This window comes from Roseateles agri, assembly GCF_034043675.1.
Classification (GTDB): domain Bacteria; phylum Pseudomonadota; class Gammaproteobacteria; order Burkholderiales; family Burkholderiaceae_C; genus KK5.
This window is the reverse complement of the sequence record NZ_JAXCLA010000009.1, coordinates 376648-402186: the sequence shown is the minus strand read 5'-3', so window position 1 is coordinate 402186 and position 25539 is coordinate 376648. Positions and strand designations below refer to the sequence as shown.

Sequence of the window (25539 nt, the reverse complement as noted above, 5' to 3'; positions counted from 1 at the left end):
CTCCTGAGCGGATAACGCCCGCGCCGCTGCCTCTCCAGAATTCCTGATCGATGTCTCGCCATGAGAGAACCGGCGACATCGCATTCCAACAACCAGGACTGGAGACTGCCTTGAGGATCGAAACGAGCTTGAACGCTAAGGGCTTGTCGAGCGGCGCCACGATATTGGTGCTGGCCGCCTTGTCCGCGTGCGGCGGCAATGATGACAAGATCGATGTGCCGGTCACGCCGCCTGTCTCCAGCGGGCCTCTCGAGGCTGCCGCCCAATGCAGCGTCGACACCTTGCAGACTGCGGTCCCCAGCGCTGTGTTGACGGCCGCATCCGCCGTAACCCCGTCGACGGGAACCGCCTACTGCCGCGTCGACGGCTACGTGACCACCCAAGGCCCGGCCGCGACCAGCAACCAGGTGCGCTTCACCGTCGCCTTGCCCCGAAGCTTCCAGGCGCGCTACTACTTCGCAGGCGAAGGCGGCTCCGCCGGCTACCTGCCCGAACCTTCGGCCAGCCTGCTTTCGGCGGGCTATGCGGTTGCCGGCTCCGATGCCGGCAGCACCACGCCCGGCGTGGACTGGGCGTTCGCGACGGACCGCACCAAGGCCTACGACTATGCCCAGCGCGGCGTGCACGTCGGGACCGCCGCGACCCAGGCCCTGGTGAAGGCCTTCTACGGCATGAGTTCCGGCGCCAACGCCAACCGCCGCCTGTACCGATACATCGACGGATGCTCCGGTGGTGGACGAATGGGCATTGTGGCGGCCTCTTGGTACCCGGAGGACTTCGACGGCGTGGTGGCCGGAGCGCCCGGCATCAGCGTCACCAACCAGATGTTCTTCGGCAAAGTCGCGAAGTACCTGATCGACCATCCGGATGCCTGGATTTCGCCTGCGCAGCTGCAAGCCATGGATGCCGCCCTGCTGCAGAAATTCGATGCCGCGGACGGTGCCGTCGACGGACTGATCTCGGACCCCAGCGTGGTGTCGCTCGATGCGACGCTGCGGGCCGCCTTCACGCCAGCCCAGCAGGCCCTGCTCGACATCCTGGTGAACGGCATGAACGACTTCGGGCTGACCTACCCCGGATACACCCTCGGCAATCCGAATGGCTGGTCCGCCTTCATGCTGGGCGCGACGCCGCCCCCGTGGTCGATGAATCCGGCCGATGGCCGCCTGCCACCGGCCGGTTATCTGGTCTTCGACACCACCTCGCGCGGCCTGTTCGGCGCCGGCTACGACTTCGCCAGTGCATTCAGCTTCGACGACAGCGCCGACGTGAACGGATGGAATGCGATGTTCGAGAACGTCTTCACGGGCTCGGGCACAGCCAAGGCCGGCAATCTCAACTCCTTCTTCCAGCGCGGCGGCAAGATCTTGTTCTGGCACGGAACGGCGGACAACGGCATTTCCCTCAACGACTCCTTCCGCTTCTTCAACGACCTGGCAAGCGCCCAGGGAGGCCAGGCCAAGCTGGCTCAGGTGGCCCAGCTCTACACCGTGCCCGGGTTACAGCACTGCGGTGGCGGGGCCGGCCCGCAGGACGTGGCAGCGCAGGCATTGCCAGCGCTGGCCCAATGGGTGGAAGCCGGGACGGCACCGACGCAATTGGTGGCAAACCGCGCAGCGGGCACCAGCCTTCCGTCACGGAGCTTCCTGTTGTGCCCGCATCCGCAGCGCGCGGTCTTCAAGGGTGGCATCGCCAACAGCGCGGGCCTGAACGTGAATGACGCGAGCAACTGGAGCTGCCAGGCGCCCTGATCACATCCCCATCGTGCGGACGCGGAACCGATATTCCGAAGCAGTCACGCCCAACTGCCGCCGCGCGAATCTGGCCACCGAAGCCGGCGTCGAGAGGCCCAACTGGTCGCCGATCTCGGCGATCGACAGTTCGGTCTGGGCCAGCAGCCGGCACAGCTCGTCACGGCGCTGCGCAGCAAGCAAGGCCGCGAAGGACGCACCTTCGAAGGCCAGGCGGCGGCGCAGTGTCCAGCGCGACATGCCGAGCCGCTCGCACATCAGCGCCAGCAGGTTCTCCTCCTGCGAAGCTTCCGTCGGCGCCCGCAGGCAATGGCGCAGTTGCAGGCGCACCTGCGCGGACAGGCTGAACGAAGCCTGGAGCTCCTCGAACTGCCGGTCGAGCTGCTGTCGCGCATAGCGTTGGACATGCGGGTTGTAGAACTCGAAGGGCTGATCCAGCACCGCGCCGGAGATCAGGCAGGTATTGCGCGGGGCATCGTCGAGGATATGGCAATCGGCCGCTGACTTCAGCGCAGCGCCTGCGCCGGGCAGGCGCCCCAGCACCTCAACCCGGATGAGCGTCGACGCGCGTGCTTCGTAGTGCCTGGCAATGTTCCTGGCCAACATCAGGACGCCGAACGCGGGTGCGCTCGACAGGCCAGCGGAATCGGTCTGCTCAACGGTCAGCTGCACCCGCTCGTCGTCCTCCCTCATCGAGAGACGGTCGAAGTTGCCCATTGCCTGCGGGAGGTATTGCACGTAGTTGCGCAGCGCTTCGCGCAAGGTCCCGCTGCTGGCCAGCAACGTCATCAGCGCCGGATAGAACGCATGCAGATCGTCGAAGCCGCCATCGGCCTGTGGCAGCGGCACGATGCCCATGGCATCGAACAAGCGCAGCGTCCTGCGGTGCGCAGCGCCTGCGACTCGGCCGTTCCATCCCTCCATGTCTGCCCGGCAGGTGCCGCTGCGGTCGAGGAATTCGGCCTCGCCCATGCCGTGCCGTTCCGCCACGAGCAGGTAGGTCTGCGCCACGGTGCGCGTGACATAGGCCGCCGACGGTATCGGCGGCGCCGTACTGCGCCTGTCTTGAGCTTGCATCGCTGTAGGTCGTGGTTGAGCAGTCGTCCGATCAGAGTAAACACTTATGTCACTCTGTCTATGTATTTGACACTATCAGCATATCTGTTCAGGAATACATATGTCTACGCCGTCACCTGGATCCCGGGAACGCCTCTCCGACCCCGTCGCCCTTGCCCGCGCGCTGACGCCTCTGCTGGCCAAGCACGCCGAGAACGCCGAGCGCCAGCGCTGCGCCAGCGCCGTGGTGATCCAGGCACTGCGTGACGCAGGCCTGTTCAAGATGATGTTCGCCCGCCGTGCCGGCGGTGTCGGGCACAAGCTGATCACCCACGTGGAGACGGTTGCTGAACTAGCGCGCGGCTGCCCTGGCACGGCCTGGGCCTTCGGGCTGCTGTCGGGGGTGACGGGTTCGGCTTCATCAATGCCTCCGGCCATCCGCGACCTGGTCTTCAAGCGTGGCGATGAACTGGTGTGCAGCGTGGCCGGCCAGATCGGCACCGCGCGCGGCGCCGAGGGCGGTTACATCGTGGACGGGGCCTGGGGCTACGGCTCCGGCTGCCTGCATGCCGACTGGGCTTTGAATGGCATCCGCATCCTCGACGACCAGGGACAGCAGATCGACGCGGGCTTCGCCTTCCTGCCGCTGGCCGGGCCGGACGTGGCGATCCAGGACACCTGGCATGTCTCGGGCCTGTCTGCATCGGGCAGCAACACCATCGTGGCCAGGAACGCCTTCGTGCCGTCGACGCTGGTGCTGCGTTTCTCGGCGCTGCGCGGCAGCCGTCCGCTGGCCGAGATGGAGCCGCGGGACCGCTGGCCGGTCGAACCGCTGTTCCCGCTGGGCGTGCTGTCCCCAATGCTCGGCGCGGCCGGCGCGATGCTGGACATCGTCAAGGCAAACATGCCCGTGCGGCCGACAATCGGCTGGCAGTACGGCAAGCAGGCGGACTCGCAGACCTTCGTCGGCCAACTCGGAGAGGCGGCGCTGGAGATCGACTCGGCCTGGCTGCATGTGCGACGAGCCGTCTCGATGATCGATGAGGCCGCGCAGAGCCAGCCGCTGAGCGGCTACGAGAAAGCACGCATCCAGGCGGACTGCGGCTACGCGATGCGCCAACTGCGCCGTGCCGGCGAGCGCCTGATGGAGATCGCCGGGCCCGGTGCCTTCGCGCTCAGCAGCCCCTTGCAGCGTCTGTGGCGCGACCTGAGCGTCGGCTCGCGGCACACCGCGCTGAACACGATGCTGTCCACAGAACTCTATGGCCGCGCGCTGCTGGGCCAGGCGTCCAACCTGTCGCTGCTGCCCGATATCCGTGAGGCTGCCTAAGGTGGAAGCGAGCGTCGCCGGCGACGACTTCCGCGTCCGTTCCGCAGCAGAGAAGCGCGAGCGCATGCATGCCCGCCTGATCGCCGCGACGATGGAGGCCTATCTGCAGGCGCCCGCAGGCTTTCATCCGGTGATCGACGACGTGATCCGCGTGGCTGAGGTCTCGCGCGGCAGTTTCTACAAGTACTTCGACTCGCTGGACGAGGTGCGCGCCGAGATCGGACGCAGCATGGCGGGCGAGATGCTGTCGAGCTACGAGGCGCTGTTCACCGGCGTCGAGGACTACGCCGTGCGGATGGCTGCAGGACCGCTGATGGCGCTGGCTCGCGCGGCCATGGAGCCGCGGCACGCGGCCTTCATCTCGCGCGTCGACTTCATCGAGTTCCTTGACGGCGAGGACCCACGCAGCGTGATCGTCAAGCGCGGGCTCGAGGAGGCCAGGCAGCGCGGCCAGGTGCAGTTCGAGTCGCTGGAGGCCGCGGTGGACCTGGTCGTCGGCGTCAGCCTCGAAGGCGCGCGGCGGATCCTGCAAACCGGCGTGCTGGACGGCGCCTACATCCGCGAGACCGCGACGTTGGTGATGCTGGGCCTGGGTCTGTCCCGCCCTCAAGCCAAGGCCGCCGTCACCGCCGCCTGGGAGCACCTCCAACAGGTGTCGGACCGGCTGCACTGGTGGAGACCGGTCGGCAGCATCTGAGACAAGACTCCATTCGAGAAGAAGCACAAGGATTCCATGAGCGAGACAACATCAACATACGACGTGGTCGTCGTCGGCGGCGGCCACAACGGCCTGGCCTGCGCCTGCTACCTGGCGATGGCCGGCAAAAAGGTGGTAGTGACCGAGGCGCTGGAGAAGGTCGGCGGCATGTGTTCATCGGGCTACCTGATCCCCGAGGCGCCGCAGCACCTGGTGCACCCCTGCGCGTTGGACCTGATGTCGCTGCGGGTCCATCCGATGATGCCGGAGGAACTGGACCTGGCGCGCCACGGCTTCAAGCACGTGGAGATGACGCCGGGCTACGTCTACCTGCACCCTGACGGCCAGTCGCTGGCCTTCTGGCGCGACGTAGACAAGACCGCAGCCGAGATCCGCCGCTTCTCGGAGCCGGACGCCGCCGAGTTCATCGCGTTCATGAAGATCGTCAACGCCTTCATCGACATGGCGATCCCGATGATGCGCGTGGACCCGGCGCTGAAGAACTGGGGCGCGAAGTTCCAGGCGCTGAAGGCGCTGCTGCGCAACAAGCACCTGAAACCCGAGATCATGGGCATGCTCGGCAGCCCGGCCTACCAGGTGATCATGGAGCGCTTCGAGCACCCGATCACCCAGTCGGCGCTGTGCTGCCTGCTCGGCGCCGCGGGCCCGATCACCAACGAAGGCACCGGCGTCTACTTCGCGCTGCTGGGCTTCCTGCTGCGCACCGGGGTAGGCCGCGTGGTGGGCGGCATGCAGCAACTGAGCAATGCCCTGGCCGCACGGCTGGAAGAGCTAGGCGGGACGATCCTGCTCAACGCGCCCGCGGCCGAGATCATCGCCCAGGGCGGCAAGGCCACCGGCGTGCGGCTGAAGGACGGCCGCGTGTTGAACGCCAAGGCCGTGGTGGCCAGCATCCATCCGAAGAACGCCTTCGACATCGTCACCCCCGGCGCCCTGGACCGGCGTGCGATGGTGCGCGTGGCGCTCGCCCCGGCCAATGCCCATGGCGGCGCACCGCTGAAGGTGGACGTGGCGCTGCGCGGCCAGGTCAGCGTCAAGCGCCACCAGGCGATGCGCAGCGACGGGCTGGACTTGCGCAAGTGCGTGCTGCTGATCGGCACGACCGAAGCGGTGCTCGAGAACTTCCGCGCCGCGGCGCGCGGCGAGGTGCCCACCCTGCCCTATATGTGGAACACGCTGCCGAGCGCGGTCGACCCGTCACAGGCGCCGGCGGGTCAGGACATCGCCTACCTCTATCCGGTGGCGATGCCGGTCAAGCCCGCCGAAGGTTGGGACGCGATCCGCAGCCGCGTGGGCCAGCAAGTGATCGACCAGGCCAGCGAGTACATGGACGGGCTGAAGGACCAGGAGATCGGTCGCCGGGTCGAGGCCTCGCCGGACCTGGCCAAGCGGCTGAACGTGCACAACGGCTGCGTCGTCCACATCGACACTGGCACGACTCGCTCCGGCGGCATGCGACCGGCCTTCGGCCTGGGCGGCGAGACGCTGCCGGTGGCGGGCCTGTTCTTCGGCGGCGCCGGCATCCACCCGGGCGGCGGCATCAACGGCCTGCCTGGCCGCATCGCAGCGGCGCGCGTGAAGCGCTTCCTCGGCAAATGACCACACACACCATCAGCGCAGCGGTTGCGCCGAATCTCGGAGTTAGCGAGTTCCGCACCGGCTGGCCGACGCTGCTGCTGGCCCTGGCAGGCGTGGCTACCAGCGTCAGCGCGCTGCTGATCTACAGCCTGGGCACGCTGATCGTGCCCTTGAGCGACGCGCTGGGCTGGAGCAAGGCGGACCTGCAGCTGCTGGTCAGTTTCCTCGCGGCAGGCGGGGCGGTCTCAGTCAACTTCGTCGGCTGGCTCAATGGGCGCTACGGCATGCGCGCGGTGACCGGCGTCTCCATGCTCGCGCTGGTGCTGGCCTTCGCCTCGTTGACGCAGGCCTCGAGCGCCATCGGCTGGCTCTACCTCGGCTACTTCCTGCTGCCCTTCATCGGCATCGGCACCACCCCGGTGACCTGGACCCACATCGTCAACCTGCGCTTCGAGCGCCATCGCGGACTCGCCCTGTCGCTGGTGCTGTGCGGCACCGGCCTGGCCGCGGCCGCGCTGCCCCCGCTGCTGAGCGCAGCCGTCGCGCGCTGGGGCTGGCAGGCTGGATACCTGAGCCTCGGCGGCCTGGTGCTGCTGTTCTGGCTGAGCACGGCCTGGCGCAGCCTGCCCGCGCAGGGCGTGTCTACGCACAAGACCCTAACGGCCAAGGTCGACGGCATCCCATGGCGGCAGGCCGTGCGAAGCCGCAGCTTCTGGACCTGCAATATCGCGCTGGCGCTGGTGGTCTCCGCACTTTACGGGCTGACCGCCAACACCGTGCCCATGCTGCGCGGCCTGGGCTTCCGCGCCGCCACCGCGGCCGGCATCTTCAGCAGCTTCGGCGTGGCGCTGATCGCGGGGCGCATCTTCGTGGGCGCGCTGATCGACCGCTTCTGGGCGCCGGGCGTCGCGGCGGTCGTGCTCGCGATGCCGGCCCTCGGCTGCGCGCTGCTGCTCAGCGCCGATGCGCAGACCCCGCTGGCCCTGCTGATCGCCGCAGTCGCACTGTGCGGCGTGGGCGCCGGCGCCGAGTTCGACATCGCGGCCTACCTCGTCTCGCGCTACTTCGGGCTTCGCGACTACGGCCGCCTGTTCGGCATGCACCTGGGCCTGGTCACTATCGGCTCGGCCGTTTCGCCCTTCGCCTTCGGCGCGCTGCTGAAGGCCAGCGGCTACCACCCCCTATTCATGCTCTGCGGCGGCGCATGCGTCCTCGGCCCCGCACTGTTGCTCACCCTGGGGCGTTACCCCGACCTTTCCAAGACGGAGACATGACCATGACAAGCCACACCGAAGCCGCAACACAGCAATCGAACGAACAGAAGCTGGAGAGTGTGTACTCGTCGGTCTCAGAGGCCTACCAGGGCACCGGTGCCGACATCTACGCGCTGTGCCGCGAGATGCGCCAGAACTCGCCGGTCTGGGAGGGCGACTTCATCGGCAAGTTCGGCGTGCCGACCAATGCCGGCATGAAGATGAAGACCCGCAAGACGGTGGCCGTCTTCAAGTACCAGGACGTGCTGAACGTACTGAAGGATCCGACCAACTACACCAACGGCTTCATCGCCGAAGGCCTGGGCGCCGTGTTCGACGGCCTGATCATCCTGGCCATGGACGGCCAGCAGCACCGCAATGTGCGAGCGATGCTGCAACCGGCCTTCATGCCGGAAACGGTCAACAAATGGAAGCCGGCGCTGGACCGAATCATGCGCGAGGAGTTCATCGCACCGCTGGTGGCGAACAAGAAGGCCGACCTGGCGGGCTTCGGCCTCAACTTCCCGATCCGCGCGATCTATGCCGTGATGGGTTTCCCGGAAGACAAGGAGACCTACCGACAGTACGCCACCTGGGGCCTGGCGATCCTGGGCGCCAACATCATCGACCCGACCAAGATCGACGAGGCCCGCCGTCAGGCCGGCATCGCGCTGAAGGGCCTGTATGACTCGATCAAGGGCGTCGTGCAGCAGCGCCGCGCCGAGGGCGCCACCGGCGACGACCTGATCAGCCGCCTGATCCGCGCCGAATATGAGGGCCGCAGACTCGACGATCACGAGGTCACGACCTTCGTCCGCTCGTTGCTGCCCGCCGCCACCGAGACGACCACCCGCACCTTCAGCGCCGTGATGACGATGCTGCTGACCAAGCCGGAGTTGATGGCCCGCCTGATGGCCGATCGCTCGCTGCTCAACAAGATCATCGACGAGACGGTCCGTTTCGAGCCGGTGTCCACCTTCAAGGTCCGCGAGGCCGCAAAGGACATGGAAATCGGCGGCGTGAAGATCGAGAAGGGCAGCTTCGTCCAGTGCATGGTGGCCTCGGCCAACCGGGACGAGACGGTGTTCGAGAACCCCGATGTGTTCGACGTCGATCGCCGCCAGAAGCCCTCCTTCGGCTTCGGCTTCGGCGCGCACATGTGCATCGGCCAGTTCGTCGCCAAGGTGGAGATCGTCTGCGCGGTCAATGCGGTGCTGGACCTGCTGCCAAACCTGCGCGTCGATCCGACCCAGGCCCCGCCGGTCATCGAGGGCGCCATGCTGCGCGGCGCCAAGAACATCCACGTCATCTGGGACTGAACGCCATGGACGCATCCACCATCCAGGCCTTTCTCCATGCCCAGGTGCAGGCCTGGAATGCGGACGACAAGGACGGCTTCCTCGGCGCCTATCGACAGGCGGCGCCTGACGGCCTGCAGATCGAGTATGTCGGCCGCGGGCCGGCCGGCGATGGCTGGCCGGTGCTCGAAGGCATGTGGGCCCAGCAGAGCGCCAAGATCGAGATCGAGGAGGTGCTGCTGGTCGTCAACGGCCTCGAGGCGGCCTGCCACAACCGCAACAAGGTGCGCGGCACGGCGATCGCCATCGAGACGATCGAGCTGTACGACTTCAGGACGCCGGGCCGCCTGGCCGTCCGCTACTTCATCAACCAGGGCTGAGCGGATGGACGCGGTGCTGCGGAGTGGGAACCACGACCCGAAGGCCTTTCGCGCCGCGCTGGGCTCCTTCGCCACCGGCGTGACGGTCATCACCGCGCGCTCGGGCGACGGGACGCCGGTGGGTCTCACCGCGAACAGCTTCAACTCGGTCTCGCTTGATCCGCCGATGGTGCTCTGGAGCCTGGCCAAGAGCTCGCGCAGCCTGCCGGTGTTCATGGACACCGAGCACTGGGCGGTGCATGTGCTGGCGGCCGAGCAGCAGGCGCTGTCGGACGTGTTCGCCCGAGCGGGCGAGGACAAGTTCGCCGGGCTTCACGTCGTGTCCGCGGAGAGTTCAGGAGTACCGCTGCTGCAAAGCTGCGCCGCCCGCTTCGAATGCCGCACGAGCTTCCGCTACGAGGGCGGCGACCACGTCATCATCGTGGGCGAGGTCATCGCCTTCGAGCGCAGCGCCCGTTCGCCGCTGGTCTTCCATGCCGGCCGCTACGCCAGGGCCACCGAACACGACCGCTCGCTGCCGCAGACGCGCAGCGCCCGGGTCGCGGGAGGGCTCAACGACGACATGCTCGGCTACCTGCTCGGCCGCGCGCATTACCAGAGCCACGCCGGCCTGCGCGAGCTGGTGCGGGCAGAGGGCCTGAGCGAAGCGGAATGGATCGTCATCGCGGCGCTGACGGTGCAGGACGGCGTCACCGCCGCCAGCCTCGATGCCGCGCTCTCCTACGTGCTCGACGCTTCCTGCGAGCCCCTCCTCTACACGCTGCTCGCCCAGGGCTGGGTCGCCATCGCCGGCTCGGCCGGCGGGCCGCCGCTGTACCGCCTGAGCGACTCGGGCCGCACACGCTCCGTCCTCCTGCTGGCCGCCGCCAAGTCGCGCGAGTCGGACCTGCTCGCCCGCATGGGCGGCGACGACGGCCTGCTGCTGAAGGCCCTGCTGCGCAAGTTCATCACCTCGACCAACCCCGGCCTCGCCGACCTGTGGCCCGCATAAAAGGACAGGCATGACAACAAGATCGACAACGGTAGAGAAAACAGCCATCGAACGTTTCATGAAGGGCCAGGTGGCCTGCTGGAACAGCGGGGACCGCGACGGCTTCATGGCCCACTACCGTGAGATGGCACCCGAGCGGCTCGACATCGGCTACGCCGGCCGCAGCGACCCCAACACCGGCTGGTTCATCATCGAGGAGATGTGGGACAAGCACAACGCGAGCTTCCGGCTCGAAGTGGTCGAGACCATCATCAACGGCAACGAGGTCGCCGTGCACCACCGCAACTGCATCAAGGGCAGCGATGCGGTGATCGAGAGCATCGAGACCTATCGCTTCGAGCCGGGTCGCCTGTCGGTCGTCTACTTCCTGAAGCCGCCGTCGCAGGCGGTCGAGCTGAAGCAGTTCCGCGGCTTTGCCGCGAACTGAAGAACGGGGCGGCGAAGATGCTGACGCTCTACCACTCGCCTGGCTCCTTCTCCTCGCGCATCCTTTGGCTGCTCGAAGAACTGGAGGCTGACTACGCCGTCGAAGTCGTCAGCTATCCCAAAGCCGACGGGAGCAACGCCGACCCGCGCAATCCGCACCCGCACGGCTACACGCCGGCCCTCTCGCACGACGGCCATGTCGTGACCGAAACCGGCGCGATCTCGCTCTACCTGACCGACCTGTTCCCGCACTCGCCGGTCGGCGTGCAGCCCGATGATCCGCTACGCGGCCGCTACCTGACCTGGCTGTTCTACCAAGTGGGCCTGACCGAGCCGCTGGTCTACATGAAGGGCAAAAAGCTGCTCGCGCAGGACGCGCCGATGCGCCACCTGGACGGCGAGATGATGAAGCACATCGAAGCCATCTTGCAGGTCGGGCCCTACATCCTCGGTGCCCGCTTCACGGCGGTGGACATCCTCTACATGAGCCTGTTCGAGCACGCCCGCCCGCTGCTGGGCGATAGCGCGGTGGTCGACGCCTACCTCGCACGCGCCGACCGACCAGCCCGCAGGCGCGCAACTCAGCGATGGCAGCCCGCAACTCACCGATAGCAAGCCCGCCCCGACCCCCAGGCGATCTCGCCATGATGCTGAATCGACAGCCACCGGTCCTCCCATGAACCCCGAAACCACGGTCCGCCAGTTCATCAGCGCCTTCAGCACGTCCTGGCCCCAGGACTTCGACGCCGCACTGGCCTCGCTGGCCGAGGACGCTAGCTACCAGATCGTGACGCCCACGGTCGAGCCGATCCGCGGCCGCGCCGCCATCAAGGCCGCGCTGCTGGGCATGAAGGAGCGGGTGGCCGACCAGAGGCATCAGATGAAGGCCGTGGCGGCCAGCGGCAACACGGTGTTCACCGAGCGCGTGGACTCCTCGCTGCGCAACGGCCACTGGGTCGACATCCCGCTGGTGGCCGTCTTCGAACTCAACGACCGCGGCCAGATCCAGTCCTGGCGCGAATTCCTCGACCTCGCATGCGTTGCCCAGAAGCACGGCATGAGCTCCGACGCGCTGCTCAACTCCCTGAAAGCACTGACCCCATCATGAAGACCTTCCCCCGCCTGCCCGAACGCGGCGACTTCGCCTTCCAGATGCTCGTCGCTCCGCACCGCAGCAGCGGCGCGGCCATGCACGACTTGCGCGGTTTCTTCGGCCTGCACCTGAGCAAGACCATGCCCTTCGGCACCGTGCGCGACGACGAGGGCCACATGTACACGATGGTGCGCGCCGTCAACTCGCCGACCGGCACGCCCAACAACACCCGCTTCATCTACCAGAGTACCCGCGTGGACGGCCAGACGCTACGCATGGACAAGCCGAAGATGCAGGCCACCGCACAGACGCTGATGCCCACCCGCACGCTGGTCGAAGGCGACACCGCCCGCTGGACCAGCCTGCCGGACGAAGCCGGCACGCCCTGGAAGCTGGACGCCTCCGGCGAGCACATCCAGTGGCTGGAGGAGGGCCTGATGGACCTGAAGGGGCGCAACATCGGCCCCGGCATGCAATGGCTGCTACCTGGCGTGGACTGGGGCACCTTCTACATCTCACAGCTCTATGACGTGGCCGGCACGGTCGAGGGTCGCGCGGTCAAGGGCATCGTGGCTGTCGAGCAGTCCTACATGGCCGAGGGCGGCCAGGTGCACGCAAAGAAGTGCCTGATCGTCAACAACAAGAAGCATGTGATCTGGTGCGCCTTCGCCACCGTCTACACCGACGGCACGATCGATGCCGGCACCTTCCTGGTCGGCCACGAGAACCTGGGCTTCGCCTTCCTCTGCAATGAGAAGGGCGAGGTGCGGACCACCACCGACGTCGAGGCCACCGTCATCCGCAAGGACGGCGACCCCTTCATCGACAAGGTGCTGCTGACCGTCGAGGGCAAGGACCAGTGGGAGTTCATCCCGGACGCCAAGGGCCGCATGGTCGACTTCCTTGGTGGCCATGTGCCGACGGCCCAGCAGGAAGGCCGCTGGCAGCGCGTCGGCGACACCCGCGTGCCCGACCGCTGGTTCGCCTGGGGCGAAGGCGACCGCCGCAACGGCACCGCCCGCAACGTGCTCGGCACGGAAGAATGAAGATGACGAGTGCGCATCCGGGCCGCTTCGACGGCAAGGTGGCGATCGTCACTGGCGGTGCCTCTGGCATCGGCGAGGCGACCTGCCGGCGTCTGACCGCCGATGGCGCGACGGTAGTCATCGCCGACATCAATGCCGAACGGGCGGCCTCGGTGGCCGCCGAACTCGGCAGCGTCGCCAGTGCCGTGCGATTCGACGCCGCAGACGTCAGCTCGATCGAAAGCCTCGTGCTGGGCACCATCGAGCGCTTCGGACGCCTGGACGTGCTGCACAACAACGCCGCCCTCACCTCGCCGGCGCTGCACGCGAAGGACACGAACGCCATCGACATCGGCTTCGACACCTGGGACCTGATCTTCGCGGCCAATGTGCGCGGCTACCTGGCCGGCTGCAAGTACGCGCTGCCGACCATGATCAAGCAGGGCTCGGGCGCCATCGTCAACACCGCCTCCACCGGCGCCTTCTCCGGCGACATCACGCGCATGGCCTACACGGTGTCCAAGGCGGCCATCATCGGCCTGACCCGCCAGATCGCCACGCACCACGGCAAGCAGGGCATCCGCTGCAATGCGGTGGCGCCGGGCCTGGTCATGTCACCCGGCGCGCGCGCCGCGGTGCCGGATGTCATCCAGGTCATGCAGCGGCATCTGCTGACACCGGAGATCGGCGAGCCGGACGACCTGGCCGCGCTGGTCTGCTTCCTCGCCTCCGACGAGGCGCGCTACATCAATGGCCAGACCTACATCGCCGACGGCGGCATGCTGGCCCACAACCCGGCGATGGCCGACCTGGTCGACCTGGCGGCGCAGCGATGAACAACAACGAATTCGCGCGCGGCTGGCGCATCCTGCTGCTGGCCCTGGCCGGCGCCGCCACCACGGCCAGCGTGACGATGCTCTACAGCCTCGGCACGCTGGTGCTGCCTCTGCAGAAGGCCTTCGGCTGGAGCCGGCCCGACCTGCAGATCGCGATCAGTTTCATGTCCGGCGGCGTGGTCGTGGCCAGCCAGTTGGCAGGCTGGGCGAACCTGCGCTGGGGGCTGCGGCGCATGGCCTTGTTCTCGCTGGTCGCGCTGGCGCTGGCGTTGTTCGCGATCACGCTGATCCCGAACGCGATCGGCTGGCTCTACCTGTTCTACTTCCTGGCTCCGATCGCCGGCACCGGCATCACCTTCGTGACCTGGACGCAGTTGATCAGCCAATGGTTCGACCGCCGTCGCGGGCTGGCGCTGGCGCTGGTGCTCTGCGGCTCAGGCCTGTCGGCCGCCATCCTGCCGCCGCTGCTGGGCTGGGCCATTGAGCGCTGGGACTGGCGCGCGGCCTTCCTCGTCCTGGGCGGCCTGCCGCTGGTGCTGACCTGGCCGCTGGCACTGCTGTGGTGCAGGGCGACCCCGGAGGCCGGCGCGATGCCGCAGAAGGTAGCCGTTGCCGGGCAACCCATGGCGGCCGGGCCCTCGGACTTCCGCTCCGCCGTCCGCTCGCGCCGCTTTTGGACGCTCAACGTCGCGCTGACGCTGGTCGTCTCGGCCATCGTCGGCATGGTGACCAATACGGTGCCGCTGCTGCGCGACATCGGGCTCAGCGCCACCGAGGCCGGCAGCGTCTTCGCCAGCTTCGGCATCGCGCTGATCGCCGGACGGGTCATCGCCGGCTGGCTGATCGACCGCGTCTGGGCGCCGGGGGTCGCGGCCGTGGCGCTGGCTATGCCTGCCGTCGGCTGCCTGATGCTGTGGAGCGCGGGCGCCGGATCGCCCTCGTGGCTGCTGGTGCTGGCGGTGTGCCTGGTCGGCGTCGGCACCGGTGCGGAGTTCGACATGTCCGCCTACCTGGTCTCGCGCTATTTCGGGCTGGAGCACTATGGCCGCCTGTTCGGCATCCACCTGGGACTGATCACCGCCGGCAGCATGCTCGCGCCGCTGATGTATGCGGCGATGTACAAGGCCAGCGGCGACTACGGCCCCCTGCTGGCGTACAGCACCGCCTGCTGCGTGATCGGGCCGGTACTGCTGCTGACGCTGGGGCGGATGCCGCGAGTGGGGAGTCTGCAGCTGGCGTGAACGAGAATGATCGGCCTGCTGTCCAACGCTTAAAGCCCGACATCACAATGCCCCCTGAGCTTGCGAAGACGAGCCCCCACCGCGAGGGCGCGCCACGCCACCGCGCCGACTCCGGCTACGCCCGCGGCGAGGAGACACGTCGCCGCATCATCCAGGTCGCGCTGCGCCTTTTCGGCGAGCGCGGCTTCGAGGGCACGACCACCCGCGCGATCGCCGAGATGGCCGGCGTCAACGCCCCCGCGCTGCAGTACTATTTCGACAGCAAGGAAGGCGTCTACCGCGCCTGCGCCCAGTACATCGCCGACAGCTCGGCCGCGCATTTCGAACCTGCGGTGAGCAGGGCGCAAGCGGTGCTGGACGACGCCGTCGCCTCGCGCGAGAGGATCTTCGAAGCCTTCGGCACCCTGCTCGACGCGCTGGCCGATTTCCTGCTGCTGCCCGACGATGCGGCACATCGCCGGCTCTTCATCACGCACGAGCAGGTCGGCCACGGACCGGACGCCCTGCTGGAGCTTTTCGACCAGGGCCTGCGCCCGCGCATGGGTGAGGTGTCGGCGCTGCTGGTCGCCCGCTATTGCGGCGGCACGCCGGAAGACCCACTGCTGCGCATGCGCGTGATGATGCTTTGCGGGCAGGTGATGGTGTTCTCGATCGGCAAGCGCTCGCTGCTGTCCAAGCTCGGCTGGCAGGACCTCGGACCCGCGCAATTGGCGGCCATCAAGCAAGCTGCCCGGTCGCAGAGCCGGCTGCTGATGGACAGTTGGGTCGCGCTCAGATCGTGATGCCGCCGTCCACGTTGTAGGCCTGTCCGGTGATGAACATCGAGTCGTCGCTTGCCAGAAAAACCACCAGTGGCGCGATCTCGTGCGCCTGCGCCAGACGGCCCATCGGCTGGCGAGCGACGAAATCATTGCGCGCGGCGACCGGATCGGCGGCGCTGTCGATACGGCCCTGCAGCGACGGCGTATCGACGGTGCCCGGGCAGATCGCATTGCAGCGGACGCCCTGCTTGACGAAATCCGCCGCGATGCTCTTGCTCAGGCCGATGACCGCGGCCTTCGAGGCCCCGTAGATGAAGCGGTTGGGCAGGCCCTTGACCCCGCACACGCTGCTCATGTTGACGATGCTGCCACCGCCCTTGGCGATCATGCCGGGCAGGAATGCCTGCGCGACCCAGAACTGCGAACGGACGTTGAGGTCAAACGCGAAATCCCAATCCCGGTCGGTGGCCTGGAGGGCCGTGCCCCCGTGCACGACGCCGGCGCAGTTGAAGATCACGTCCAGCGCCGGCAAAGTCTCGGCCAACGCCTGGATGGCCGCCTTGTCCAGCACGTCGAGCACGGCGGTGCTGACGTTGGCGACGCCCGCGTAGCCGGCCAGCAATTCTGCATTGATGTCCGTGGCACAGACCTGCGCGCCCTCGGCCGCCATCGCCAGGGTCGCGGCCCTTCCGATGCCCTGCCCGGCTGCGGTCACCAGTGCCTTCCTGCCATCGAGTCTCATGGAGGTTCCTTATCGTCTCAGGGTGTTATCAGTGATCGGTGCGGACCGGCGTGTCGCCGGCGAGGCCGAGTTGCTGACGGTACTGCACCGGCGTCAGCCCAGTCGCCTTGCGGAAGGCATCGCCGAAGGCCGCCGCATTGCGGAATCCGCTGCGGTAAGCCACCTGCTTGATCAGCAGCCCGCCATCGGAGAGCAGCAACTTGGCGCGCTCGATATGGCTGGCCGCCACATAGCTGCGCAGCGTCTGGCCCGTGCTCTCCTTGAACATCGACGACAGCGAACGGGCCGGCAGGCCGCAGGCCTGCGCCAGCGCGGCCAGCGTCAACGATTCCGGGTCGCCGCAGCTTTCCATCAGGTCGCGCAGCCGCGCCAGCTGGGCCGCGCTGAGCCGCCCGGCTGGCGCGGGCTCGCAAGGCCCGCTCCCCTGCGCGAAGTGGCGATGCAGTTCCAGCACCAGCATGGTCAGGATGTTCTGTACCTGCAGCGCCGAGCCGAAGGCCGGCCGGGCGATCTCCTCGGCGAGCCACTGCATGCATGTCTGCAGGCGCGGGTTGCGGATGTCGACCGTCAGGCCGGGGTCAACCTCGTTCCAGCGGCAGTCGATACCGCCCAGCAGGCCGAAATGCTCAGCTTCGATCACGCAGACCACCGCGTGGTGCTCACCCGCGTTCCAGCTGACGACGCGGGAAGAGTCCGGCGGCATCACGTTGAGCAGGCCGGCAGCGCGTTTGCGCTCGTCCTCGGCCTGGATCACATAGTGCGCCCGGCCCACTGCCAGCGGCGACGGCGGCTCGCCCAGTTCGATCAGGCAGTGCCGGCCGGAGAGGAGCCGGATCTCGCCGGGTGTGGCCCAGCGTATGTCCTGCACCGCCACCTCGTAGTGCGCCTCCTGGCGCCGGCCGCCAAAGACCTTGTGCGGCACCAGGCTCTGCATCAGCGACTTCAGTTCAGTGGTCTGCATGGCTCTCGCTTCCCTTCCTGCTCGCCTGCCAGGTGCCCAGCACCAGCGCGCCGGCCATCAGGCCCAGCAGCGTGCTGGCGCCGAGAGCGGCGCCAGCCGCCCCGAAGACCAGCGGCATCGTGGCCATCGACAGATGCACGCTCATCGCCCGCAACGCCAGCGCCTCACCCTGGCGGCCGGGCGGCGCCACCTCGTGCACGCTGGCCAGGATCGCCGGCTGGATGGCGCCCAGCGCCAGGCCCAGCACGGCCGCGCCCAGGCCCATCGCCCAGACCAGGCCCAGGAACGGGAACACCAGTAGCACGACACCCGCCAGGCCCAGCGCGCCCACCATCATCAGCTGGCGCGACAGCCGCTCGGCCACCAACGGAATCAGCAGGCGAACCGCCATCGACGCCACCGCGTAGGCCGCCAGCACGCTGCCGATCGACGCCGCGCTGAAGCCCCGCGCATGGCCCAGGATGGGCAGCGCGAAGCCGAACACATCCCAGCTCGTCGACACCAGCCAATTGATGAACAACAGGCGCCGGAAGCCCGGCGAGCGAAGCATCTGCCAGGCCGGCGGCAGCGCCGTCGCTGCAGGGGCGGCGCGGGCAATCAACTCCCGCGGCACACCGCCGGCGATCAGCAAGGTAGCGGCCGGCAGCAGGGCCAGCGCCGAGAAGGCGGCCCGAAACCCGTAGTGGTCGATCAGCACCCCTGCCAGCATCGGCCCGACCAGATTGGCCACCGAGGGCGCCAGCGCCACGCGGGAGAAGATGCTGATCCGCTCGGCGGCGCTGCGCGCCATGCGACTGGCGGTGCGCTGCACGGCGATCATGCCGAAGCCCGAGCCCGCACCGCACAGCGCGGCCGTGGCGCATAGCGCCAGCACATGGCCGCTCAGCGCGCCGCACAGCGCGCCCAGCAGCGAGAGCATGGCTGCCACGCGCACCGGCCGGTGAAAGCCGAATCGGTCGGCCATGCGCCCCGCGGGAATCGCGAACACGGCCGGCACCAGCGCGAAGAAGGCGAGCAGCACGCCGACGCTGAACGCGCCCTGCCCGTGCTGCAACGCCTGCAACGGCGCGGCCAGGCGCGCCCCCTGCGTGCAGGCATGCAGGCCGACCTGGCAACTCACCAAGGCCAGCAGGGCCATGGTCTGGCTCTCTTGTGTGGGGATTGGCGTCACGCGGGCGTGCTGTTCGCTCATGTCAGGCCTCTTGCAATTGGGTCGAGGCCGATGGCGGCCGGGCCGGCCACAAGACCAACGCGATCGCCCCGATGATCAGCGCAATCGCCGCGCCATCCTGCCAATGCAGGGTCTCGCCCAGCAGCGCCGCGCCAGACAGCAGCCCGATCACCGGGATCATGCAGATGCTGACGCTGGACGCCACCGGCGGCAGCGAACGCGCCAAGCTGAACCAGGCCGGCTGGCAGAAGCCGAAGATCAGCGCGGCGTTGTAGGCGATGGCGCCGAGCACCCGGGGGTCAGGGCTCGCCCAGCGGGCCGACTCGGTGGCCGCGCTCCAAACGCAGGCCACGACGGTGGTGACGACGGTCATCCAGAAGGCGATCGCCAGCGTCGGCGCCTGCACCCGGGTGCGGCGCAACTGCTGTGTGCCCAGCGCCCAGATCGCGGTGCCGAACAGCAGCACCGCCGCAGACACCGGCGCGCCGCTCATCCGCGCGAACTCGTGCCACAGCAGCAGCACCACACCCGCGCCGGCCGCCAGAATGCCCAGCGCCTGCCGCCCGCGCACCCGCTCGCCATAGAGTCCCAGCCCCCACAGGGCCGAGAACACCGGCATCGTGTAGCCCAGGATCGCTGCCCGGCCCGAGGGCAGGCCCGGCAGCGCGAGCATCAGGCAGACATGCCAGACCACCATGTTCGTCAGCGACAGCACGGCCACGGCCGCCCAGTCCTGCCGCGCGATGCGGAACGGCACCTTGAAGAAGCGCAGCGCCAGCGCCAAGCACGGCAGGCCAGCCAGCATCGACAGCGCGCGGAAGCTCATCGGCGGGTAGGCGTTGACGGCGCTCTTCATCACCGGCCAGTTGAGGCCCCAGACAAGCGTGAGCAGCACCAGCGGAATGGCCTGCGAACGAGTCAGCCGTGTCATGGAATCATCAACCCGCCGTCGACGGCCAGCGTCTGCCCGGTGATGAAGCGGGCACCGTCGCCGGCCAGGAACACCAGCACTGGTGCCATGTCGCGATCCGGGTCGCCGAGCTTGCCGCCCAGCGGGATCAGCATCGCCATCATCCGGTCGTGGGCGGCGAGTTCGTCAGCGCTCATGCGCTGGCGGTGGGTCTCATACATCGGCGTCCACATGCCGGGCGCGAGCGCGTTGACGGTGATGTTGTGGCACGCCCATTCCTTGGCCACCGTGCGCGTCCAGCCCAGCACCGCCGCCTTGGCGGCCGAGTAGTGTGCGCAGCCCGGCATGCCGAGCACGCCCGCGGCCGAGGCGAAGTTGAGGATGCGGCCACCGCCGGCGGCGCGCAGATACTCGAAGGCCGCCTGGTTGGTGTTCAGCGTGCCGCGGGCGTTCACGTCGAACATCAGATCCCAGTCCGCATCGGCGATGGCCTCGGCCGGTGCGGCGCGCTCGACGCCGGCGATGTTGACCAGCGCGTCCAGGCCACCGAGCCAGTCGGCGGCGCCGGCAAAGGCCGCGTTCACCCCGGCACGCGAGGCTACATCACAGCGGAAGTAGCGGGCCCCCTCCAGCGCCGGGCATTCGTTGACGTCGAGCGCCGCGACTCGCGCGCCCGCCGCCACGAAAGCCCGCGCGGCGCTGGCGCCGATGCCCCGGGCCGCGCCGGTGACGATGATGCGCTTGCCCTTCAGTTCTGAACTCATGCGATGGCTCCGGAGTCGATATGAGCCAGCGCCTTCTGAATGAGGCGCCGGGCGGATGCGTGGTGTTTCAGGCCGAGCTCCCGCCGCGCCTCGGCCGTGCCCTCGGCACAGGTGCGCGCGTAGCTGCCCTCGAGCAGGATGCCCAGCTTGTAGCCCGCCAGGGCTACGTACCAGGGCAGCCGCGACAGGTCGCGCCGGCTGCGCTCGCCGTAGTGGGCGATCAGCTCCGCGACGGACGGGAAGCCGTCCCAGGGTTCGATATGGATGGTGCCTGCGCCGCGCCCGCTGGCGTCGGGCCAGGTGGCGATCAGCCAGCCGAGGTCCAGCAGCGGATCACCGACGGTGGCGAGCTCCCAGTCGACGATGGCGGCGACCGCCGGCGCGTCGAAGCGGAACATCAGGTTCGACAGATGAAAGTCGCCGTGCAGCAGGCCCGCTGGGCTCGGCTCGGGCCGATGGGCCTCCAGCCAGGCGCCCAGCGCCTCCACACCGGGGAGCCCTGCCACGCCGGGCCAGCCCGGCAGGCCGGCATAACTATCCAACTGAGCGTGCCAGCGCGAGACCTGCCGTTCCAGGAAGCCCTGCGGCTTGCCGAAGCCTTCGAGGCCGGCGGCCCGGTAGTCCACCTCGCCCAGGCGCAGCAAGGCATCCACGGCGGACAGCCCCATCGCGCGTCGCCAGTCCCGCTCGGCGGCATGCAGGGCCGGCAGCGGCTGACCGGAGGGGTTGAAGCCGACGACCGGCTCCATCAGGTAGAAGGCCGCGCCGAGCACCGTCGGGTCGTCGCAGGCCGCGATCAGCGCCGAGTGCGGCACGGCGCTGCCGGCCAGCGCCGCCAGCACACGCGCCTCGCGGGCCATCGTGGCGTCGGCCCGGGGGTCAGGTCTTGCAGGCGGCCGGCGCAACACGTAGCCTCGCCCGCCGCGGGTGAAGCGCAAGAGGATGTTCTGGGTGCCGCCGGTCAGCGGACGGACGTCGGAGATGTCGCCCTTGACCAGGCCCTGGCCGTCCATCCACGCGGACAGGCGATCGAGATCCACTGCGGCCTGCCAGCTCATGCCAGCCTTCCGGCGAACTTCGCGCGGGCCCGCGCCTCGACGGTCGGCCGGTGGTAGGCCGGGAAGGTGTCCTCGCAGGCGAGGTAGCCGCGCAGCACCTGCTTGGCGACGGTGATCTTGTGCACCTCGGTCGGCCCGTCGGCCAGGCCCATCTGGAAGGAGCGGTTCACCATCGCCGCGAAGGGCATCTCGCTGGACACGCCGATCGAGCCGTGCAGGTGCAGCGCCCGCGCGGCGATGTCGTGCAGCACCTTGGGCATCGCGGCCTTGACCGCGGCGATGTCCTTGCGCACCTGGCGGTAGTCCCGGTACCTGTCGATGCGCCAGGCGGTGCGCATCACCAGCAGACGGAACTGTTCGAGTTCGATCCAGGAGTCGGCGATCTTCTCCTGAACCATCTGCTTGTCCGCCAGGCGCGAGCCCTGGGTGTTGCGCGAGAGCGCGCGTTCGCACAGGGCGTCCAGCGCCTTCTGCGCCTGGCCGATGGTGCGCATCGCGTGGTGCACGCGCCCGCCGCCCAGGCGCACCTGCGCGACGGCGAAGGCCTCGCCGGGTGTGCCCAGCAAGCTGTCCGCGCCGACGCGGACATCGTCGAACTCCAGGTAGGCATGGGTGGCCTCGGGCTCGTCCCCGCAGCCGCTGTTGCGCAGGATGCGCAGGCCCGGCGTGCCGGCCGGCACGATGAACATCGACGTGCCCTCGTAGACGGAGACCATCTCGTCGGTCACCGCCATCACGATGAAGAAGGCGGCATAGCGGGCGTTCGAGGCGAACCACTTATGGCCGCTGATCCGCCAGCCGTCGCCGTCGCGCACCGCCCGCGTCGTCAGCACGGACGGGTCCGCCCCGCCCTGCGGCTCGGTCATTGCGAAGCAGGAGACGATGCGGTTGGCCAGCAGCGGTTCCAGCCAGCGGCGCTTCTGCTCCGGCGTGCCGTAGTGCGCCAGGATCTCGCTATTGCCCGAGTCGGGTGCCTGGCAGCCGAACACGATGGGCGCGAAGGCCGAGCGGCCGAGGATCTCGTTCATCAGCGCGAGCTTGACCTGGCCATAGCCCTGGCCGCCCAGTTCCGGGCCGAGGTGGCAGGCCCACAGCCGGCGCTGCTGCACCTGAGCCTGCAGTGGCCGCACCAGCGTCTCGAAGTTCGGCGCGTCGATGTCCCAGGGGCTGCCGAGCACGGCGTCCAGCGGCTCGACCTCCTCGCGAACGAAGCTGTCGATCCAGTCGAGTTCCCGCTGGAAGTTGGGGTCGGTTTCAAAGTCCCATGCCATGGAAGTAATGCCTTATGCGAGCAGCATCCCGCCGTCGACCAGCAGGGTCTGGCCCAGCATGTAGCTGGACATCGGCGAGGCGAGGAACAGCGCCACGTGGGCCATGTCCTCGGGCGTGCCCAGGCGCCCCAGCGGGATGCGACGCAGCGCGCCCTCCAGGCGCTTGGGCGACGAGGTGGTGACGCGGGTCAGCTTGGTGTCCACCAGGCCCGGCGCGATGCCGTTGACCCGGATGCCGTGCTCGGCCCAGGCCTCTCCCAGCGTGCGGGTGAGGCCGAAGGCGCCGGTCTTGGAGGCGTTGTAGGCGGGGTTGCCGCGCGTCGAATGAAAGGCCGCCGCGGAACTGACGACGATCATCGCGCCGCGCGCCGCCTGCAGCGCCGCAAAGCAGCGGTCGGCGCAGGCCATCAGGCTGGTGAGATTGACGTCCAGCACCTGCCGGAAGCCAGGCGTCTTGAATTCCTGGCGCTCGTAGAGCACCGTGCCCTGGCACTGGACCAGCACGTCCAGTGATTCGAAGGGCAGGCTGACGGCCTCGACATTGCGACTGTCGGACACGTCCACTTGGCTGTAGCCGATGCCGGCCAGGTGCGAATCCGGCGCGTCGGCATAGGCGGCGGCGTTCGGCCGCGTGCCCCAGACATGGACCCGCGCGCCGCGCTCCAGGAAGGCGTTGGCAATGCCATTGCCGATGCCGCTGGAGCCGCCGACGACGAGGACCGTGCGGCCGTTAAAATCGAGAAGACCGGCGGGCGTCGTCATGTCACGGTGATTCCCTGTTCGGCGAGGCGCTCGATGGCGGCCTCCGTGAAGCCGTGCTCGCGCAGCAGCACGCGGCTGTGCTGGCCCAGCGCTGGCGGCGGCAGACCCAGATTGAGCGGCAGGTCGCCGAAGTCCCACAGCGCGCCGACCTGCTCCAGTTCGCCATAGACCGCATGCGCATAGCGCGTTCGCAGAACGGCATGGCGCGGGTCATCGAGAAAGGCCTCGCGCTGGTTCTCGCGGGCGGGCTCGCAGGGCACGCCGGCCGCGCGCAGCAGGGCCAGCGCCTCGCTCACCGGCCGGGGCGAAAAGAAGACGTCCGGGGTGGCTCCCGTCACGATCTCGAAGGCGGCAAGTTCCGCCGCCGTCCACGCCGCCACCATCAGCCAGCCGTCCGCGCAGACATAGAGGCGGTCGCCCATCCCCAGACCGTGCTGGCCGGCGTCGAGTTGCGCCATCGGCGTCAGGCTGCCGTCCGGCAGCGCGACCACCTCGCTGGCCGTCATCAGCATCGCGCCGAGGAGCGACGAGGCTACGGCCTGTCCCTCGCCGGTGCGCTCGCGCTGATACAGCGCCAGCAGCACGGCGAAGACGCAGGCCAGTGCCGCCAGATGATCACCCACGCCGAAGCGCAGCCACATCGGAGGCTGCCCTGCCCCGCCGTTCTCGACCTCCCAGCCGCAGGCGGCCTGCATCAATTGGTCGAATCCCGGCCAGTCGGCGCGCGGCCCGCGCGGGCCGTAGGAACTGATATGGCCGCAGATGACGCCGGGATGCAGTGCGGCCAATTGCTCCGGCGCGATACCGAGCTTGCGGGCCGCGGGCATGCGGATGTTGTGGTGAACCACGTCGGCCCACTTCACCAGCGATTCGAGCGCCGCCGCGGAGGCCGGATCTCCAAGCTTCAGCGCCAACCCCCGCTTGCCGCGCTGCGTGCCGGCGAAGATGCGCTCCAGCCGGCGCATCGCGTCGCCCGCTGGCGGCTCGACCTTGACCACCTCAGCGCCCAGGTCGGCCAGCAGCATGCAGGCGAAGGGGCCGGCCAGATAAGCTCCCAGGTCCAGCACCTTCAGGCCGCTCAGCGGCGACTGGCCGGCGCGGTCTGTTCCCGCTTGCGCTTGTGCCGGTCCCGGCCCACGCTCCAGGTGATAGGGCGCGCCAGGCTGCCGGCGTTCGCCGCGCTCGACCACATAGCCGTTCAGCTGCGCCTGCTCGTCCGCATAAATCTCGCCGAAGGAAACGGCGACCTGGGCCGCCACGTCGTGCTCCCAGAAGTGCCGCGCCCAGTCGTCGGCATTGCGGGTGGCGATGATCGCGCGGTTGGCGCCGAAGTTCGGCGCCACATGGCTGGGCGGGAACTTCGCGTTGGCCGCCACGACCGCTTCCGGACCCATGGCTGCCAGCGCCTCGGCCATCCAGGGCGCCTTGTCGGGCGAATAGTGAACGTGGATCCAGCGGCCGTCGGCGCAGCGGTGCAACGGGATCGGCGTGCTCTTGTCCAGGCCCTTGGCAAACACCGGCGTCGGCCGCGCGGCCCGGGACCAGTGCATCGTCATCGGCACCAGCGCCGCCTGGGCCAGGCTGGTGTGCGCCCTGCCCCCACGGCCGCCGTCGCGCGCCCGTGCGAGCAGCCGCGCCATCACCGCGATCGCGCTGAGCCAACCGGCGATCCAATTGGCGAAAGGCATGCGGATGTAGATCGGGCCGGGCCGATGGCCGGGCTGTTCGTCCAGCACGCCGAGCGCGGCCAGAACCAGCGTCTCGCGCACGGGCATGTCCGCCCACGAATGCGACTGCGGCCAGGCGCCGATGGCCGAGACGATCAGCGCGGGAAAGGCGGCGGCCAGCACCTCATCGCTCAAGCCGGCACGATGTGCGGCCCGGGGCGGCAGATCATGGATCAGCACGTCGGCGGAGGCCAGCAGCTCCTGCAATTGCACACGCCCACGCTGCGTGTCGAGATCCAGCGCGAGGCGCCGCTTGCCGCGCCCGAGCACCTCGAACTGAGCCTCGCTTACTCGCGGCGAACGGTACCGCGATGGGTCGATGCTCAGCACCTCGGCACCGGCCTCGCACAGGTGCAGGCCCGCACTCCAGCCGGCCACGTCGCTGGCCACTTCGATGACGCACAGGCCGGCGAGGACGGCGTCATCCCCCATAGCT

General features: G+C 68.7%; 25 protein-coding genes. 15 read left to right on the top strand and 10 right to left on the bottom strand.

Going from position 1 to position 25539, the window contains the following annotated elements; translation table 11 throughout:
* Nucleotides 1-50 precede the first annotated feature (50 nt).
* The gene (locus SNE35_RS26990; protein WP_320426139.1) at nt 51-1751 is read left to right on the top strand and encodes a tannase/feruloyl esterase family alpha/beta hydrolase; all 1701 of its coding nucleotides are present in this window, start codon (nt 51-53) and stop codon (nt 1749-1751) included.
* On the opposite strand, the gene SNE35_RS26985 is transcribed toward SNE35_RS26990, so the two are convergent.
* Nucleotides 1752-2828 carry a helix-turn-helix transcriptional regulator gene (locus SNE35_RS26985; RefSeq protein ID WP_320426138.1) on the bottom strand — a complete coding sequence of 359 codons (1077 nt, stop codon included), beginning with the start codon at nt 2826-2828 and terminating at the stop codon, nt 1752-1754.
* Between the two features lie 100 nt (nt 2829-2928).
* On the opposite strand from SNE35_RS26985, the gene SNE35_RS26980 reads away from it, so the two are divergent.
* The 14 genes from SNE35_RS26980 to SNE35_RS26915 all read left to right on the top strand — a co-directional run bounded on the left by SNE35_RS26980 (nt 2929) and on the right by SNE35_RS26915 (nt 15758).
* Complete coding sequence (locus SNE35_RS26980) at nt 2929-4137, top strand: acyl-CoA dehydrogenase family protein (protein WP_320426137.1); 1209 nt, start codon at nt 2929-2931, stop codon at nt 4135-4137.
* 1 nt (nt 4138) lies between these two features.
* Nucleotides 4139-4834, top strand: coding sequence for a hypothetical protein (locus SNE35_RS26975; protein ID WP_320426136.1), 696 nt, complete (start codon nt 4139-4141; stop codon nt 4832-4834).
* Nucleotides 4835-4870: 36 nt separating this feature from the next.
* Nucleotides 4871-6454 (top strand): phytoene desaturase family protein, encoded by a 1584-nt coding sequence (locus SNE35_RS26970; RefSeq protein WP_320426135.1) that lies wholly within the window; start codon nt 4871-4873, stop codon nt 6452-6454.
* Nucleotides 6451-7707 carry an MFS transporter gene (locus tag SNE35_RS26965; RefSeq protein ID WP_320426134.1) on the top strand — a complete coding sequence of 419 codons (1257 nt, stop codon included), beginning with the start codon at nt 6451-6453 and terminating at the stop codon, nt 7705-7707. Before SNE35_RS26970 ends, SNE35_RS26965 begins: the two co-directional genes overlap by 4 nt.
* Before the next feature lie 2 nt (nt 7708-7709).
* Nucleotides 7710-9005 carry a cytochrome P450 gene (locus SNE35_RS26960; protein WP_320426133.1) on the top strand — a complete coding sequence of 432 codons (1296 nt, stop codon included), beginning with the start codon at nt 7710-7712 and terminating at the stop codon, nt 9003-9005.
* A gap of 5 nt (nt 9006-9010) precedes the next feature.
* On the top strand, nt 9011-9364 hold the full coding sequence (locus tag SNE35_RS26955) for a nuclear transport factor 2 family protein (RefSeq protein ID WP_320426132.1): 354 nt from the start codon (nt 9011-9013) through the stop codon (nt 9362-9364).
* A 4-nt stretch (nt 9365-9368) separates the two neighbouring features.
* Nucleotides 9369-10355, top strand: coding sequence for a flavin reductase family protein (locus tag SNE35_RS26950; RefSeq protein ID WP_320426131.1), 987 nt, complete (start codon nt 9369-9371; stop codon nt 10353-10355).
* Between the two features lie 10 nt (nt 10356-10365).
* Nucleotides 10366-10782, top strand: coding sequence for a Cif family virulence factor (locus SNE35_RS26945; protein WP_320426130.1), 417 nt, complete (start codon nt 10366-10368; stop codon nt 10780-10782).
* Nucleotides 10783-10799: 17 nt separating this feature from the next.
* Nucleotides 10800-11393, top strand: a complete 594-nt coding sequence (locus tag SNE35_RS26940; protein ID WP_320426129.1) for a glutathione S-transferase family protein — start codon at nt 10800-10802, stop codon at nt 11391-11393.
* Nucleotides 11394-11457: 64 nt separating this feature from the next.
* Nucleotides 11458-11889: a nuclear transport factor 2 family protein gene (locus SNE35_RS26935; RefSeq protein ID WP_320426128.1), complete on the top strand. Its 432-nt coding sequence runs from the start codon at nt 11458-11460 to the stop codon at nt 11887-11889.
* Nucleotides 11886-12920, top strand: a complete 1035-nt coding sequence (locus SNE35_RS26930; protein ID WP_320426127.1) for a hypothetical protein — start codon at nt 11886-11888, stop codon at nt 12918-12920. The genes SNE35_RS26935 and SNE35_RS26930 overlap by 4 nt, the downstream gene beginning before the upstream one ends.
* Before the next feature lie 2 nt (nt 12921-12922).
* Complete coding sequence (locus SNE35_RS26925) at nt 12923-13735, top strand: SDR family NAD(P)-dependent oxidoreductase (RefSeq protein WP_320426126.1); 813 nt, start codon at nt 12923-12925, stop codon at nt 13733-13735.
* The gene (locus tag SNE35_RS26920; protein ID WP_320426125.1) at nt 13732-14976 is read left to right on the top strand and encodes an MFS transporter; all 1245 of its coding nucleotides are present in this window, start codon (nt 13732-13734) and stop codon (nt 14974-14976) included. The genes SNE35_RS26925 and SNE35_RS26920 overlap by 4 nt, the downstream gene beginning before the upstream one ends.
* Nucleotides 14977-15023: 47 nt before the next feature.
* Nucleotides 15024-15758 (top strand): CerR family C-terminal domain-containing protein, encoded by a 735-nt coding sequence (locus tag SNE35_RS26915; protein ID WP_320426124.1) that lies wholly within the window; start codon nt 15024-15026, stop codon nt 15756-15758.
* Here the strand turns inward: SNE35_RS26915 and SNE35_RS26910 are convergent.
* The 9 genes from SNE35_RS26910 to SNE35_RS26870 are packed head-to-tail and all read right to left on the bottom strand — an operon-like array spanning nt 15748 to nt 25535.
* Nucleotides 15748-16479: an SDR family oxidoreductase gene (locus SNE35_RS26910; RefSeq protein ID WP_320426123.1), complete on the bottom strand. Its 732-nt coding sequence runs from the start codon at nt 16477-16479 to the stop codon at nt 15748-15750. The two genes, SNE35_RS26915 and SNE35_RS26910, sit on opposite strands and share 11 nt — an antisense overlap.
* A 28-nt stretch (nt 16480-16507) precedes the next feature.
* Nucleotides 16508-17440, bottom strand: coding sequence for an AraC family transcriptional regulator (locus SNE35_RS26905; RefSeq protein WP_320426122.1), 933 nt, complete (start codon nt 17438-17440; stop codon nt 16508-16510).
* Nucleotides 17427-18632: an MFS transporter gene (locus SNE35_RS26900; protein ID WP_320426121.1), complete on the bottom strand. Its 1206-nt coding sequence runs from the start codon at nt 18630-18632 to the stop codon at nt 17427-17429. The genes SNE35_RS26905 and SNE35_RS26900 overlap by 14 nt, the downstream gene beginning before the upstream one ends.
* A gap of 1 nt (nt 18633) precedes the next feature.
* Nucleotides 18634-19542 (bottom strand): DMT family transporter, encoded by a 909-nt coding sequence (locus SNE35_RS26895; RefSeq protein ID WP_320426120.1) that lies wholly within the window; start codon nt 19540-19542, stop codon nt 18634-18636.
* Entirely contained in the window at nt 19539-20285 is a 747-nt protein-coding gene (locus SNE35_RS26890) for an SDR family NAD(P)-dependent oxidoreductase (RefSeq protein WP_320426119.1), read from the bottom strand. Before SNE35_RS26890 ends, SNE35_RS26895 begins: the two co-directional genes overlap by 4 nt.
* Nucleotides 20282-21343 (bottom strand): phosphotransferase family protein, encoded by a 1062-nt coding sequence (locus SNE35_RS26885; protein ID WP_320426118.1) that lies wholly within the window; start codon nt 21341-21343, stop codon nt 20282-20284. The genes SNE35_RS26890 and SNE35_RS26885 overlap by 4 nt, the downstream gene beginning before the upstream one ends.
* Nucleotides 21340-22614, bottom strand: coding sequence for an acyl-CoA dehydrogenase family protein (locus SNE35_RS26880; RefSeq protein WP_320426117.1), 1275 nt, complete (start codon nt 22612-22614; stop codon nt 21340-21342). The genes SNE35_RS26885 and SNE35_RS26880 overlap by 4 nt, the downstream gene beginning before the upstream one ends.
* A gap of 12 nt (nt 22615-22626) precedes the next feature.
* Nucleotides 22627-23376, bottom strand: coding sequence for an SDR family NAD(P)-dependent oxidoreductase (locus SNE35_RS26875; RefSeq protein ID WP_320426116.1), 750 nt, complete (start codon nt 23374-23376; stop codon nt 22627-22629).
* Complete coding sequence (locus SNE35_RS26870; RefSeq protein WP_320426115.1) at nt 23373-25535, bottom strand: CoA transferase; 2163 nt, start codon at nt 25533-25535, stop codon at nt 23373-23375. The genes SNE35_RS26875 and SNE35_RS26870 overlap by 4 nt, the downstream gene beginning before the upstream one ends.
* Between the last annotated feature and the right edge of the window lie 4 nt (nt 25536-25539).